Below are 13,450 nucleotides of genomic sequence, written 5' to 3' on the forward strand. Positions count from 1 at the left end.
AACAAATGATTGGATGTTTAATTGGTGAAGTGTTTGCCTTAGAAGCCCCAACTGTGGTGCTCAATGTCAATGGTGTGGGCTATGAAGTAGATACTTCGCTATCGACCTTTTGCCAACTGCAAAAAGGCCAAAAAGTCACCCTATGGACGCATTTGGTGGTACGTGAAGATGCACAGCAACTCTATGGTTTTTTAACCCAGCAAGATAAAACCATTTTCCGCACTTTACTCAAAGTTAATGGCGTTGGCCCGAAAATGGCGCTTGGGATTTTATCGACCTTAAGTGTAGAGATGCTGATTCACACTGTAGAGCATGAAGATGTCAACACCTTGGTCAAAGTCCCGGGCGTGGGTAAAAAGACCGCTGAACGTCTGATGATTGAATTGCGTGATCGCTTTAAAGCCTTGGCTGCTGCACCAAGCACTACCAATGCCACCACGACACAAATTCAGTTTGATTCGCATTCTGCGGTGGCAGAAGCCGAAGCTGCGTTGCAATCCTTAGGTTATAAACCTGCTGAGGCACAAAAGCTCATTAACGCGGTTAAAGCTGATTACACTGAAGCCAGCGATATTATTCGTGCTGCGCTAAAGTCCTTAAACAAATAAGTTGAGATTATGCAAGATCGTTTAATTAGTGGGTCTGAAAAACCCGAAGATCATTTTGATCGTGCCATTCGTCCCACTTCACTAGAAGACTATATTGGTCAACCGGTGGTACGTGAGCAAATGGAAATCTTTATTGGTGCTGCGCGTGGGCGTGGTGAAGCGCTGGATCACACCTTAATTTTTGGCCCACCGGGATTGGGTAAAACTACCCTTGCCAATATTATCGCGCGTGAAATGGGCGGTAGCTTAAAATCCACTTCTGGCCCTGTACTTGAACGTGCCGGTGATTTGGCTGCTATGCTGACCAATTTAGAAGAAGGCGACGTGTTATTTATCGATGAAATTCATCGTCTTTCACCTGTCATTGAAGAGATTCTCTATCCTGCCATGGAAGATTATCAACTTGATATTATGATTGGTGAAGGCCCTGCCGCACGTTCTATTAAACTCGATTTACCACCGTTTACTTTAGTGGCTGCCACTACGCGAGCAGGTTTACTGACTTCTCCATTACGTGACCGTTTTGGGATTGTGCAGCGTTTAGAATTTTATTCGGTTGAAGACTTAACCCATATTGTCAAACGTTCTGCCAGTTTAATGGACGTACCCATGACGGACGAAGGTGCGGTGGAAATTGCCCGTCGTGCCCGTGGTACACCGCGTATTGCCAACCGTTTATTACGTCGTGTCCGTGATTATGCGCAAGTCAAAGGTACAGGCGAAGTCACTGAAGTGATGGCGCAGCGTGCTTTGGATATGCTCAATGTAGATAAAGCCGGTTTAGATACCCTAGACCGCCGTTATTTAAGTATGTTACTTGAGCGTTTTGATGGTGGCCCTGCCGGTGTTGAAGCTTTAGCTGCGGCAATGGCAGAAGATTCAGGTACTTTAGAAGATGTGATTGAGCCGTATTTGATTCAGCAAGGTTATGTAATGCGAACTGCACGAGGACGTATTGCCACCAATATGGCATATATGCAGTTTGGGATGACACCACCTGAACCGAAAGACAAATGATTTAAAGAAGCAGCTTAGGCTGCTTTTTGTTTAAGCAGATTATGTATTTTATCAATAAAATCCTTAGTTAAACCTATTAAATCTAACAACTCGGTATCTTTTCTTCCCTCATTGTTGAGCATGACTAAAATTTTATCTATTTTATTATGCACAGTTAAACCATCTTGCTTAATATCCGTAACTTTGTATGCTTTCACAAAATGAGTAATATTAATAATATGTAGTCTTAAGCTATTCATTGCTTTCAATGTGTTTTCTCCATCCTCCAGACTTAGACTCTGCAATCCATCACTATCGCTGGCTTTTTTTAACACAATCTGAATATTGGTTATAGAATTTTCTATTGCACACAGTTCATGAATAATTTGTAGATTTCTAGATTCCTCTATTTCCATCAATTTAATTTTCTGCTGACTTGCACACAAATTGTTATTTGATTCAATCTGACTTTGCGTAGATTTTCTAACCACATAAACCGTTAATAAGAAGCCAAAAAAACTTAGTAAAACTGAAGCTGCAACCACCCAATCCGTTGAATGCGCTAAGTCTACATAAATTTTATTTTTTTCAGGATTCTCTACAGTGACAGCTTGTGTCATTGCATCAACTGTCCACGGTAAAAAGACAATATTTTCTGCATTTTCTTGTTCTGCCATTTTCCCCTCTTAAAAATCGCAACAATATAAAGTCGCTATGCTATAAGCAAAAACTCACAACACCAACCCTTTAAAACACACTAAAAAAACACGCTAAAAATTTGGCATCATTTCCTAAAGCCAATCCAACCATTACACCCTCACACTGGACAAACTCGCCATTTAAATTATGGCTAAAACTTTAACCCCATAAACAAACTTGCCAAACACAGCCACCTAGTCAAACCCTTAACTCCACTGCCTACAAAATAGAGCCAACATAAGCCTATGCACCGAAATATTACACTTAGCAAAATTCTTAAAAACCCAGCAAACGTCCTACATAGCTATATAAAAGCAAGGCTTAGAGGATACTTTTTGCCAATACAGCTTTTTTATAATTGGTGACTTCAGCCATAGGCGAGCAAATTCATTCTGCTAAACTGCCCATAATCCTAACGCCTGCTTGATCTGCCACATATAGCAGACAATTATTAGATTTCATACTGGAACGCACTTATGAGCAATAGATTTGAATTCCCTATTCGTATTTATATTGAAGATACTGATGCTGGCGGTATTGTTTATCATGCGAACCATATTCGCTTTATGGAACGTACCCGTACCGAATGGTTACGTGCTTGCGGGATCGAACACTATTGGCACCAACAAGACTATAACTTTGTCGTACACAAAATTAGCCTAAAATATATGCGTCCAATCTTAATGGATGACCTAATTACGGTAACAGCAACTGTTGTTTCTTGTAAATCAACCTCATTTGTATTGCAACAGAATATTTATCGTGGTGAAATCATGCTAGCTTCAGGTGAGGTCGAGTTGGCATGTATTGATGCGAATATGAAACCTCGCCGACTTCCTGATGAAATGCGTGAACTTATACGCACAACCATGGAAGCGGATTAAAAAAAATGAATTGGCACATGTAACTATGGCAACACAAATCGAATCTTCCCTAAATATCTCAGATCTTATTTTACAAGCGAGTCCAGTGGTACAACTGGTGATGCTCATTTTACTATTGGCATCTATCTACAGTTGGTATTTGATTGCTAAGTTACATTTGACCTATAAAAAAGCCAGCCGTGATGATGAACATTTTCAAAAAATGTTCTGGTCTGGCGCAGAACTGTCTACCCTGTATAACAATGCACAGCTCAACACCAAACGTACTGGTCTTGAAGATATTTTCTATCAAGGCCAAGGCGAATTTTTAAAGCTACAAAAACGCCAAGCACCTGTGGCGCAAACGATTGATAGCACAGAACGTATTTTACGCGTAGGTCTAAGCCGCGATCAGGCAAATTTAGAACAAGGTTTAGGTATTTTAGCCAGCATTGGCTCAGTCGCGCCTTATATTGGTTTATTTGGTACGGTATGGGGCATTATGAATGCCTTTATTGGTTTGGCCGATGTCGAACAAGTCAGCCTTGCCACCGTCGCGCCCGGCATTGCCGAAGCCTTAATTGCGACCGCGATTGGTTTATTTGCCGCGATTCCTGCTGTACTTGCCTTTAACCACTTTACCAGCCAAGGCGATAGCATTTATAGCGATCGCGCCTTATTTGCCGAAGAGATGGTGGCATTGCTGCAAGCACAGTCTGTAGGTAAAACACAGGACGATGCCTAATGCGACATTCAGGCCGTTTTAACCGGATTAAAAAACCACTCAATAGTGATATGAACGTGGTGCCTTACATTGACGTCATGTTGGTGCTATTGGTGATTTTTATGGTCACCGCACCCATGATCACCAGTGGCATTCAGGTAGATTTACCTAAAGCCAATGCGACAGCGCTGGAAAATAAATCGCCTCCTGCCATCGTAACTTTGGATCAAAATGGTCAATATTTACTTAAATATAAAGACTATAACAATGATCAAGCCTTAACTTTGGCAGAGCTTGAAAGCATCTTACAAGATGCGCAGAACCAACAACAGCAGCAGAATAACGAGTTGACTGTGGTGATTAATGGTGAACAATCACGCCCTTATGGTGAAGTGATTAGCCTGATGAATCAGTTGCAAAATGCTGGTTTAAATAAAGTTGCCTTGCTGACTGAGCCGGTATCTTAAGCGATGAAGAATTTTCAAAAGCCCCCATTTGCACAAAAGAAAGTCGCGCTGGCCTTTACAGCTGGCGTGCATGTGCTTGCGATTGTGGGTTTGCTGTATTTAGGCGTGAGTAAGCCATTACAGCCACCTAAACCTTTAGAAACTGTGTTGATCCGTCCTGAAGATTTAGTGCCTGAACCACCTGAACCTATACTAACCGAAAAGGCGCCTGCGCTTATAGAAGAAGCCGAAAGCGTAGATACAAACGTAGCGAATCAAATCACCCAAACCGCAGCACCTACTGCTAATGCGCCTGTGATTCCTGTGCCTGTACCAATTCCTAGCCCTAAAGTACAGCCCGATACGACTCAACTGAATGCACAAAAAGCAGTAGAGCAAGCCAAACGCGCTGAACAACAAGCGGCACAAGATGCTGCTAAAGCTCAAGCACAAAATAAAGCCGCAGAAACTGCACGTTTAAAAGCCCAAGCTGAAGCCGATGCGGCTAAACAAGCGGCTGCCAAGGCCAAAGCCGATGCGGCTAAAGCCAGTGCCGCAGAAAAAGCCCGCGCTGAAGCGGCTGCACAAAAGGCAGAAGCCGCGGCAAAAGCTAAAGCAGATGCCGCTGCTAAAGCCAAAGCAGACGCTGCGGCAAAAGCCAAAGCAGACGCTGCGGCAAAAGCTAAAGCGGATGCCGCTGAAAAAGCTAAAGCCGATGCCGCTGCAAAAGCTAAAGCCGATGCCGCTGCAAAAGCTAAAGCAGATGCCGCAGCTAAAGCCAAAGCAGATGCCGCTGCAAAAGCCAAAGCAGATGCCGCAGCTAAAGCCAAAGCTGAGGCAGCTGAAAAAGCTAAAGCGGATGCCGCAGCTAAAGCCAAAGCCGAGGCGGCTGCTAAAGAACGTGCCGAAGCTGCAGAACGTGAAGCGGCTGCTGCTGCCAAAGCCTCTGCTGCTGCCAAAGCCAAAGAAGAAGCTGCCGCTAAAAAAGCAGAAGCGAAAAAAATTGCTTCTACTGCCAAACGCGATTTTGAAAGCAAAATTCGTCGTGCTTGGGATATTCCAAGCGGTGCTACTGGGCAAAGCGCGACAGCGCGTGTCACATTAAGCGATAGTGGTTCAGTATTGTCTGTCGTGGTGAGCTCTAGCAATCCTGACCTCAAAGCCAGTATTGAAGCTGCGGTACGCGCTGCTGCACCGTATCCAATGCCGTCTGACCCAGAAGCACGCAGTCAGGCACGTAGCTTTACTTCGAGTTTTACTGCCCGATAAATCAAAAGCGCTATTTAATCTTTAAATAGCGCTTTTTTTCGACACAAAATTACAAACTTTGTCTAATAAAGCCTAGACCAAGGGCTTTTTTATTACAGAATATCTGTCATGATAACCGACAAAATTGTCACAAAAAATCAAATCTTTTGAGTATTTAAACGGACTAAGGATATGACGCGTAAACATTTACTCGGCTTAGCATTAATGAGCGCCTTAGGCGCAGGGCTCAGCAGCCAAACCTTTGCACAACTACATCTAGAAATTGTAAAAACTGCCGCAGAAAACCCGAAAATTGCCATTGTTCCGTTTAGCAGCGATTCTAGTATTTATCCTATTGTTGAAAATGACTTAAATCGTTCAGGTAAATTTTCGAGTGCCTCAAAAAACTTACCTGCCACAGCAGCCAATGACCAACCCAACGCGGGCGCTTGGAAAGCCGCAGGTATTCCTTATGTCGTCACTGGATCCAGCAGCACCAACCCAGATGGCAGTATTGCCATTCATTATCAGCTTTACGATGTCGAAAAAGCCACTTATCTCCTCAATGAAATGCTGACCGTGCCTGCATCACGCAGTCGGCAAGCAGCACATATGATGAGTGACACCATCTTCCAAGCCTTAACGGGTATTGCGGGTGATTTTAGTGGTCGTATTGCCTATGTATTACGTAATGCAGCCACGCCAGAACAACGCTATACCTTACAAATTGCCGACACCGATGGTGAACAGCCACGCACAATTTTAAGCTCTCGTGATCCAATTTTATCGCCTGCTTGGACACCCGATGCCAAAAGCATTGCCTATGTGTCATTTGAAACTAAACGCCCTGCGATTTACCTCCAAAACCTCGCCACTGGGACACGTGAAAAACTCACCAGCTTCCGTGGTTTAAATGGCGCACCAAGCTTCTCACCAGATGGTAAAAACATGCTATTTACTGCTTCTATGCATGGCAATCCAGAAATCTACCAAATGGATCTCAGCACACGCGCCTTACAACGCATGACCAATAATAGTGCCATTGATACCGAAGCGCGTTATACCCCAGATGGTAAAGGCTTTATCTTTACTTCTGATCGCGGCGGTTCGGCACAAATTTATCGACATGACTTTGACTCAGGTGAAACCAAACGTCTAACTTTCCGCGGTGCCTTTAATGCTCGTGGCACCTTAAGCGCTGATGGTAAAAAAATTGCCCTGGTGCATCGTCCAAGTGGCAGCAACTATAAAGTTGCCATTCAAGACATCAATAGCGGCGTGACCAATGTGCTTACCCCAACCAGCTTAGATGAATCACCAAGTTTTTCACCCAATGGACAAATGGTGGTTTATGCCACACGCGAAGCCAATCGTGGTCTATTGTCGATTATGTCACTTGATGGGCGTTTCCGTATGAACTTGCCAAGTGAAGTGGGTGAAGTACGCGAACCTGCTTGGGCTCCTAAATAAGCATCACACTCAATAAGGATGATTCACATGAAAAAAATGCCACTTCTGCTACCAGTTTTAGCCACTGCCTTAATCATGACTGGTTGTGCCAGCCGCAAACCCGTTAATCCAGTGATTACAGATAATGGTCTAAGTAACACCACCCCAAGTGTGAGCGTTGACACTCAAGGTTTAAGTGAAGATGCTGCCCTGGCCGCTCAAAACTTAGCAGGTGCTTCAGCCAAAGGCGTAACCGAAGCCAACAAAGCCTTTTTGGCCAAACGTGTGGTGCACTTTGATTATGACAGCAGTGAGCTTTCGAGTACGGACGTACAAACCTTGCAAGCTCACGCCCAGTTTTTAATCGCCAATGCCAATTCGCGTGTCGCATTAACTGGCCATACCGATGAACGCGGTACGCGTGAATACAATATGGCACTCGGTGAGCGTCGTGCTAAAGCGGTAGAAAGCTTTTTAGTCAGCAGCGGAGTCAGTGCCACGCAGCTTGAAGCGGTCAGCTATGGTAAAGAAATGCCCGTGGCTACAGGCAATAATGAAGCAGCATGGAAAGAAAATCGCCGCGTAGAAATTAACTACGAAGCTGTGCCACCATTACTCAAATAATCTAATATAAAAAAAGCGCTCATGAGAGCGCTTTTTTTATGACGGCTGTTGCTCGTCTGACTTAGCTTGCAAAGATTCAATTAAATCGTGTTTATTAAACTCTTTATATTCAGGTTTAGCCGCATAATCTTGCCACGCTTGTTTAATGTTGTCGGCAGAAATATCGTCCAAACTAATCCCTTCACTTGGAGTTGGGGTGGCATCAAACTTATGTGTGCTCATTGCGATCCTCCTCGCCTTGTTTTTATCCTTTCAATCAACATAGCAGCTTTTAATCAACTTGCAAGGGTAAAATCATAGCAAAAGGTCGAGTTTAATTTTTCTTTTTGTTGGTTCTCATCTAAAATAGTCGCTATCTTTTCTCATTATCTATGTGTTTATTAGCACTGTGGAGTTTTCCAGCAATGGCATATCTTACGCTTTCCCAATTTTTACAACAACAAAGCGGGAACTTAACACCTGAACTCGCGCAAGTGATTGAAACGATTGCCAACACTTGTAAACGTATTGATGTTTTATTACAAAAAGGCGCGCTTGCTGGCGTTTTAGGTAGTGCTGAGCATGAAAACGTGCAAGGCGAAGAACAAAAGAAACTCGACGTTATCTCTAACGATTATTTAATTGATGCCTTAAAAGTGCATCCACACGTAGGTGGTTTAGCTTCTGAAGAATTAGATGAATTTACCCCTGCCCAAGAAAATGGTGAGTTCTTGGTGTTATTTGATCCATTAGATGGTTCAAGCAACATCGACATTAATATGTGCGTGGGTACAATTTTCTCAATTTTACCCGCTAAAAATGCTGTAACCCAAGCTGCTGACTTTATGCAGGCAGGTAAACACCAAGTTGCTGCAGGTTATGTACTTTACGGCCCATCTACCATGATGGCACTTACTGTAGGTGCGGGTACTGTATTCTTTACTTATGACTTAGACAGCCAAGAATTCTTGTTAACAACACAAGACATCACGGTTGCCGCAGATACCAAAGAATATGCGATTAATGCATCTAACCAACGTCATTGGGAAGAGCCTGTGAAGCGTTATGTAGATGAATTATTGGCAGGTAAAACAGGCCCGCGTGAAAAAGACTTTAACATGCGTTGGGTCGCGTGCATGGTGGGTGATATTCACCGTATTCTGTGCCGTTCTGGTATCTTCATGTATCCATATGACTTAAAAGACCCGACCAAAGCAGGTCGTTTACGTTTAATGTATGAAGCAAACCCAATGAGTATGCTCATGGAACAAGCAGGTGGTGCATCAACCACAGGCCGTGTGCGTATTTTAGATATCGAACCAAACGACTTACACCAACGTGTCCCTGTCATTATTGGTTCAAAAAATGAAGTTGATCTTGTGACCAACTACCACTCTTAATTTTTCATAATGGAAGTAAGGTAAAACCTTACTTCCATGGATAACGCTGCTATGCCTGCTTTTTTTCTCGATTCCAAAGATAATCCTAAGATTAAACATTTACGTGCTTTGATTGAGCAAAACTCATACCGTAAAAAGAATCGTCAAACTGTACTTGAAGGGACGCATTTAAGCCTTGCTTGGTTAGAGCAAAAACGTACCATTACCTCAATTTTTACCACTGAAGCGGCCTATAGCCATCCAGATTTGGAAAAAATCGTTTCTTTATATGACGGTAATATCTTTGTCTTAAGTGAATCTTTATATAAAGATTTAAGTACGCTCGGTACATCTTTGGCATGTCTTGCTGTGGTCGATCTGCCGACCTCTCGTGAAGCATTAAACTTCCAAGAAGACACCTTAATTTTAGAAAACATTCAAGACCCAGGCAATGTAGGCACCCTACTGCGTTCGGCTGCTGCTGCTGGAATTGAACAAATTGTGTGTACCAAAGGTTCAGCTTCTATTTGGTCACCACGGGTGTTACGTGCAGGTATGGGCGCACATTTTTCATTAAATATCTACGAAAATGTAGCCTTAGAAGACATTCTAGACCAATTTAAAATTCCAGTGTATGTGACCAGCTCACATCAATCGGAAAGTCTTTATAGCAAAAATCTCAGAAAACAATGTGTTTGGATTTTAGGTAATGAAGGTCAAGGTGCTTCTGATTATGCATTACAACATGCGCAAGCTGTGACCATCCCTCAACCAGGTGGGCAAGAATCTCTCAATGTTGCCATTGCTGGTTCAGTTTGTTTCTTTGAAATGGTGCGCCAACGTCTGTAATTGTGTGATTTGTTTTAACGCTGACACATGACTTTAAAATTTACAGTACACTAGAAAAATAATTAAAGAATTGTCAACCAAATCATTATTTCCAGCGTTATAGCTCTATGACAATGGAAATAATGGTGGGTATCCAATGACAGGATTTTCCATCTCTATGGATTTAGCACCCAAACAGTCTCAAAGCCAAGATGCCAGTATTCTCAAGAGTACGGCCGAGCAACGCCTTAAGCTTTTTATGCAAGAGGTAACTGGGCGTGCCTTAGTCATGATGGAAAGTGCCACCCAAGGTCAACATGGGATTGCCATGGATTTGGTGCAAGAGGCGTTTATCTCCTTGCATAAATCGTATAGCGACCGTCCCAATGATGAATGGTATCCGCTGTTTTACACCATTTTAAACAATAAATTACAAGATTGGCGCCGCAGAGAAGCGCGTCGTGCCAATCCGTTTTCATTTTTTAAGAAAGTCAGCTTAGATGATGAAGATCTAGAGCTACAGGATATTGTCGACGAAAATGCCCTGAATCCCGCTGATTTTCTTGATCAAGATGTGACGGCTGAAGAAATTCAAAATGCGATTCAACAATTACCACTGCGTCAACAACAAGCCTTTATGTTGCGTGCTTGGGAAGGTTTTGATACACAAACCACCGCACAAATTATGAATTGCTCTGAAGGTAGTGTAAAAACTCATTATCACCGTGCGATTCAGGGGCTTCGCGCCACACTCGCACATTTAAATCCACATCTGGGAGGGTCATCAACATGAAACATGATGATTACTTAAAACAAGTCACTTCCAAACTCGATCACTTGGCTGACCGTCCCCACGACAAAGCCCAAGTGATCAATCATGTCTTTGAACGTATTCAACACAACAAGACATCACGTTACGGTTTATGGAAAATGTCAGGTTTTGCCTTAGCGGCTGCCATTACTGGCATCGCGATTTTACCGCATTCAACTGAAATAACTGAACCACCTGTCAATCAAGCCGTAGTTTCACCCAAACTCTCTCCACAAATGGTGGAGGATCTGGAGATGCTCATGGTATTAGGGGAAGACCGAGGTCCACATGGCAGCTAAAAAACTGGTTTTAGCCTTGTGTGCCATTGGTTTTTTACAAACCAGTTTTGCGGGCTTTGAACGCTTTTGGTTATTTTCTAAAGATGCCAATAGCCAAGTCGATAGTTGGGAAAGCATGTCAGAAGCTGAGCAAATCGCTGCCATTAAACGCTATCAAAGCCTAAAAGAACTACCTCAAGAACAAAGCAGGAGCTTGCAACAGCGCATTGACTGGTTTACGCAATTGCCTGAGCAAGAAAAACAAAAGATGCGTGAGGTGTGGCAAAAAATGAGTAGCACGGAACGTCGTGAATTAGGGCAACGCTTAGAACAAGCCCCTCCTGAACAACGTAGTGCTATTCGTGATGAATATATCGTTAAATATAGTCAAACCCAACTCAATGCAGAATAAAAAAAGCCTCATCAGAGGCTTTTTTTATTCTTGATATTCATCGATCAGGGCAAAAATTTGTCTTAAAGTGGCACCGCTTAACTTGGTTTTTTCACCTTTTAACAATTGAATCAATTGTTCTAAGCTTTGTAATAAAATCGAGGCTTGATGTGGACCATGATTGAGCAAATAGTCAATAATTTGTTGATCGATATGAATACCACGGCGATCTAGGACTGAATTGACCAAAGCATAACGGTCGGCATATAAACTGCCATTGGGTACGCGCACACTCACCGCTTGGGTTAAACGTGACTGTAAATCAGGCAATTCTAGTTTAAGCTCTATCGGTGCCATACGCGATGAAAACACCAATTGCCCACCCTCTTGATTATTATAGTTAATCAAATGAAAGACAGCTTTTTGCCAATGCGGTACGCCACTAATCGCTTCTATATCATCTAGTGCGACGAGATCATAGCGTTCAAGCGAAGTAATCGCTTCTGTAGGCGCATCCAATAACTCTAATAAAGACACTTGAATGGCAGATTTACCTACATCTAAATACGAGTCGCAAATGGCAGACAACAGATGACTTTTGCCTGTTCCTGCCCCGCCATAGACATAAAAACGACTGACTAAACCCGCATGAAGCTGACGGACTGCATCAATCACGTGTCCCCATCCTGGACCCGAAAAATCGCTAATTCGAGCGTCGAGTTGAGGTTCAATGTCTAATTGCAGTTGGCGCATATATGTCGTATAGCCTTTTCACTTACATGTTATTGTCAGGTCAATCCATCTTACTCGATTTTTCATTGAGTTGCTGTGTTTTTAAGTCAGGATTTTTCATTTCTACATGAATATCAACTTGCTCTGTTGCAATATTTACCGAACCATCATCACTGGTATTGATGCTCAGTTGCGGCTGGGCTTGATAGAGCTGACTGGTTTCGTAAAATTCGCGTACATGACGCAGTAATACCACAATCACTGCAGCCACAGGTAAGGCTATTAGCATGCCTAAAAAACCTGCCAACTGTGCACCAGCAAGTACTGCAAAGACCACTGCCACAGGCGACAGACCAATTTTATCACCAAGTAAAAACGGTTGTAAGATATAACCTTCTACCGCTTGACCGACCATAAACACCACAAAGACTAAAACCAGCTGCATCCAGTCCAAGCCAAATTGGAACAGACTGGCAATCACAGCGGCAATAATCCCTACTGCAAAACCTAAATATGGAATGATACTGGCCAAGCCCGCAACCATGCCAATAATCAAACCGACTTCTAAACCAATTAACTGTAGACCTACGGCATAGACCACACCCAACAGCACCATCACCAACAATTGACCTTTTACAAATGCGCCTAATACGCTGTGGCATTCACCTACCACATGCAAAGTATTGGCTTCATAACGACGTGGGATTAAACGACGTAAACCATCCAACATACGATCCCAATCTAACAAGAAGTAAAAGGCAATAATCGGAATTAAAACCACAGTACCGCCAATCTGAATAAAGTTAAGCCCTGATTGCGCCAGCTTTAAGAGCATAGCCTGTACACTGTCGGCACTGTAGTTGGTTTGTACATAATCCATGATGACCGTGGAGAACTGTTGGGTATCAATTTCCATTTGATCGACATTGAATGTTTCAGACACCCACGGCAAAAAGGTATAATTAACCCAATGAATCCCCGCAGGAATACTGTCTCTTGCGTATTTTAACTGCTCCCAAATGAGCGGTACTAAATACCACACAGCAAGGGTCATCACCACCGCTATACCCACAAAAACTAAAGTAATGGATAGCCAACGCGGCAGCCCATAATCATGCAGTTTATCAACCAATGGACTTAACAAATAGGCGATTAAAAACGCACCGACAAAGGGAATGACAACCGGTTTTAATAAATAGAGAATCCAGATAATAAGAGCGATGCCTGCCAATATAAAAATACGACGCAAGGTTTTGTCACCCATAAATTCGCCTTTTTCCTTGTTATTGGTTATGAAAGTTAAAATATTTCAATAAAGATAGCATTTTGCCTCATAAATAACATAAGAGTTTCGTATATTCAGGTTATAATCGCCGCGCGAATGCGGAGACTTCA

The 13,450-nt window shown here is 42.9% G+C and carries 17 protein-coding genes; 13 read left to right on the plus strand and 4 right to left on the minus strand.

Annotated elements, in window-relative coordinates:
- Positions 1-5 precede the first annotated feature (5 nt).
- Complete coding sequence (gene ruvA, locus CYK47_RS05315; protein ID WP_122899621.1) at positions 6-608, plus strand: Holliday junction branch migration protein RuvA; 603 nt, start codon at positions 6-8, stop codon at positions 606-608.
- Between the two features lie 9 nt (positions 609-617).
- On the plus strand, positions 618-1,625 hold the full coding sequence (gene ruvB / locus CYK47_RS05320) for a Holliday junction branch migration DNA helicase RuvB (RefSeq protein WP_122899623.1): 1,008 nt from the start codon (positions 618-620) through the stop codon (positions 1,623-1,625).
- Positions 1,626-1,639: 14 nt separating this feature from the next.
- On the opposite strand, the gene CYK47_RS05325 is transcribed toward ruvB, so the two are convergent.
- Positions 1,640-2,281 carry a hypothetical protein gene (locus CYK47_RS05325; protein ID WP_122899625.1) on the minus strand — a complete coding sequence of 214 codons (642 nt, stop codon included), beginning with the start codon at positions 2,279-2,281 and terminating at the stop codon, positions 1,640-1,642.
- A 498-nt stretch (positions 2,282-2,779) separates the two neighbouring features.
- Here CYK47_RS05325 and ybgC point away from each other — a divergent pair, with 498 nt between their 5' ends.
- The 6 genes from ybgC (at position 2,780) to pal (ending at position 7,657) form a co-directional block, all read left to right on the plus strand.
- A complete protein-coding gene (gene ybgC / locus CYK47_RS05330) occupies positions 2,780-3,187 on the plus strand; it encodes a tol-pal system-associated acyl-CoA thioesterase (RefSeq protein ID WP_122899627.1) in 408 nt (135 codons plus the stop codon).
- A 25-nt stretch (positions 3,188-3,212) separates the two neighbouring features.
- A complete protein-coding gene (gene tolQ, locus CYK47_RS05335; protein WP_122899629.1) occupies positions 3,213-3,911 on the plus strand; it encodes a protein TolQ in 699 nt (232 codons plus the stop codon).
- Positions 3,911-4,357: a protein TolR gene (gene tolR, locus CYK47_RS05340; protein WP_122899631.1), complete on the plus strand. Its 447-nt coding sequence runs from the start codon at positions 3,911-3,913 to the stop codon at positions 4,355-4,357. The genes tolQ and tolR overlap by 1 nt, the downstream gene beginning before the upstream one ends.
- A gap of 3 nt (positions 4,358-4,360) precedes the next feature.
- On the plus strand, positions 4,361-5,605 hold the full coding sequence (gene tolA, locus CYK47_RS05345; RefSeq protein WP_122899633.1) for a cell envelope integrity protein TolA: 1,245 nt from the start codon (positions 4,361-4,363) through the stop codon (positions 5,603-5,605).
- Positions 5,606-5,776: 171 nt separating this feature from the next.
- On the plus strand, positions 5,777-7,054 hold the full coding sequence (gene tolB / locus CYK47_RS05350; protein WP_122899637.1) for a Tol-Pal system beta propeller repeat protein TolB: 1,278 nt from the start codon (positions 5,777-5,779) through the stop codon (positions 7,052-7,054).
- Positions 7,055-7,081: 27 nt separating this feature from the next.
- Positions 7,082-7,657 carry a peptidoglycan-associated lipoprotein Pal gene (gene pal, locus CYK47_RS05355; RefSeq protein ID WP_122899638.1) on the plus strand — a complete coding sequence of 192 codons (576 nt, stop codon included), beginning with the start codon at positions 7,082-7,084 and terminating at the stop codon, positions 7,655-7,657.
- A 36-nt stretch (positions 7,658-7,693) separates the two neighbouring features.
- Here pal and CYK47_RS05360 read toward each other — a convergent pair whose 3' ends face one another.
- Positions 7,694-7,879 (minus strand): NF038105 family protein, encoded by a 186-nt coding sequence (locus tag CYK47_RS05360; RefSeq protein WP_122899640.1) that lies wholly within the window; start codon positions 7,877-7,879, stop codon positions 7,694-7,696.
- A 182-nt stretch (positions 7,880-8,061) separates the two neighbouring features.
- On the opposite strand from CYK47_RS05360, the gene CYK47_RS05365 reads away from it, so the two are divergent.
- The 5 genes from CYK47_RS05365 (at position 8,062) to CYK47_RS05385 (ending at position 11,344) form a co-directional block, all read left to right on the plus strand.
- Entirely contained in the window at positions 8,062-9,036 is a 975-nt protein-coding gene (locus CYK47_RS05365; RefSeq protein WP_122899642.1) for a class 1 fructose-bisphosphatase, read from the plus strand.
- Between the two features lie 51 nt (positions 9,037-9,087).
- Entirely contained in the window at positions 9,088-9,864 is a 777-nt protein-coding gene (locus CYK47_RS05370) for a TrmH family RNA methyltransferase (protein ID WP_122899809.1), read from the plus strand.
- A gap of 157 nt (positions 9,865-10,021) precedes the next feature.
- The gene (locus CYK47_RS05375) at positions 10,022-10,636 is read left to right on the plus strand and encodes an RNA polymerase sigma factor (RefSeq protein WP_122899644.1); all 615 of its coding nucleotides are present in this window, start codon (positions 10,022-10,024) and stop codon (positions 10,634-10,636) included.
- Entirely contained in the window at positions 10,633-10,953 is a 321-nt protein-coding gene (locus tag CYK47_RS05380) for a hypothetical protein (protein ID WP_122899646.1), read from the plus strand. The genes CYK47_RS05375 and CYK47_RS05380 overlap by 4 nt, the downstream gene beginning before the upstream one ends.
- Positions 10,943-11,344: a DUF3106 domain-containing protein gene (locus CYK47_RS05385; protein WP_122899648.1), complete on the plus strand. Its 402-nt coding sequence runs from the start codon at positions 10,943-10,945 to the stop codon at positions 11,342-11,344. Before CYK47_RS05380 ends, CYK47_RS05385 begins: the two co-directional genes overlap by 11 nt.
- Before the next feature lie 24 nt (positions 11,345-11,368).
- Here the strand turns inward: CYK47_RS05385 and hda are convergent, their stop codons facing one another.
- Both hda and cxpE read right to left on the minus strand, forming a co-directional pair.
- Complete coding sequence (gene hda, locus CYK47_RS05390) at positions 11,369-12,076, minus strand: DnaA regulatory inactivator Hda (RefSeq protein WP_122899650.1); 708 nt, start codon at positions 12,074-12,076, stop codon at positions 11,369-11,371.
- Positions 12,077-12,116: 40 nt separating this feature from the next.
- Entirely contained in the window at positions 12,117-13,319 is a 1,203-nt protein-coding gene (cxpE, locus tag CYK47_RS05395; RefSeq protein ID WP_122899652.1) for a chloramphenicol efflux transporter CxpE, read from the minus strand.
- Positions 13,320-13,450 lie beyond the last annotated feature (131 nt).

The sequence above is a fragment of the Acinetobacter sp. B51(2017) genome (genome assembly GCF_003711395.1).
GTDB lineage: Bacteria > Pseudomonadota > Gammaproteobacteria > Pseudomonadales > Moraxellaceae > Acinetobacter.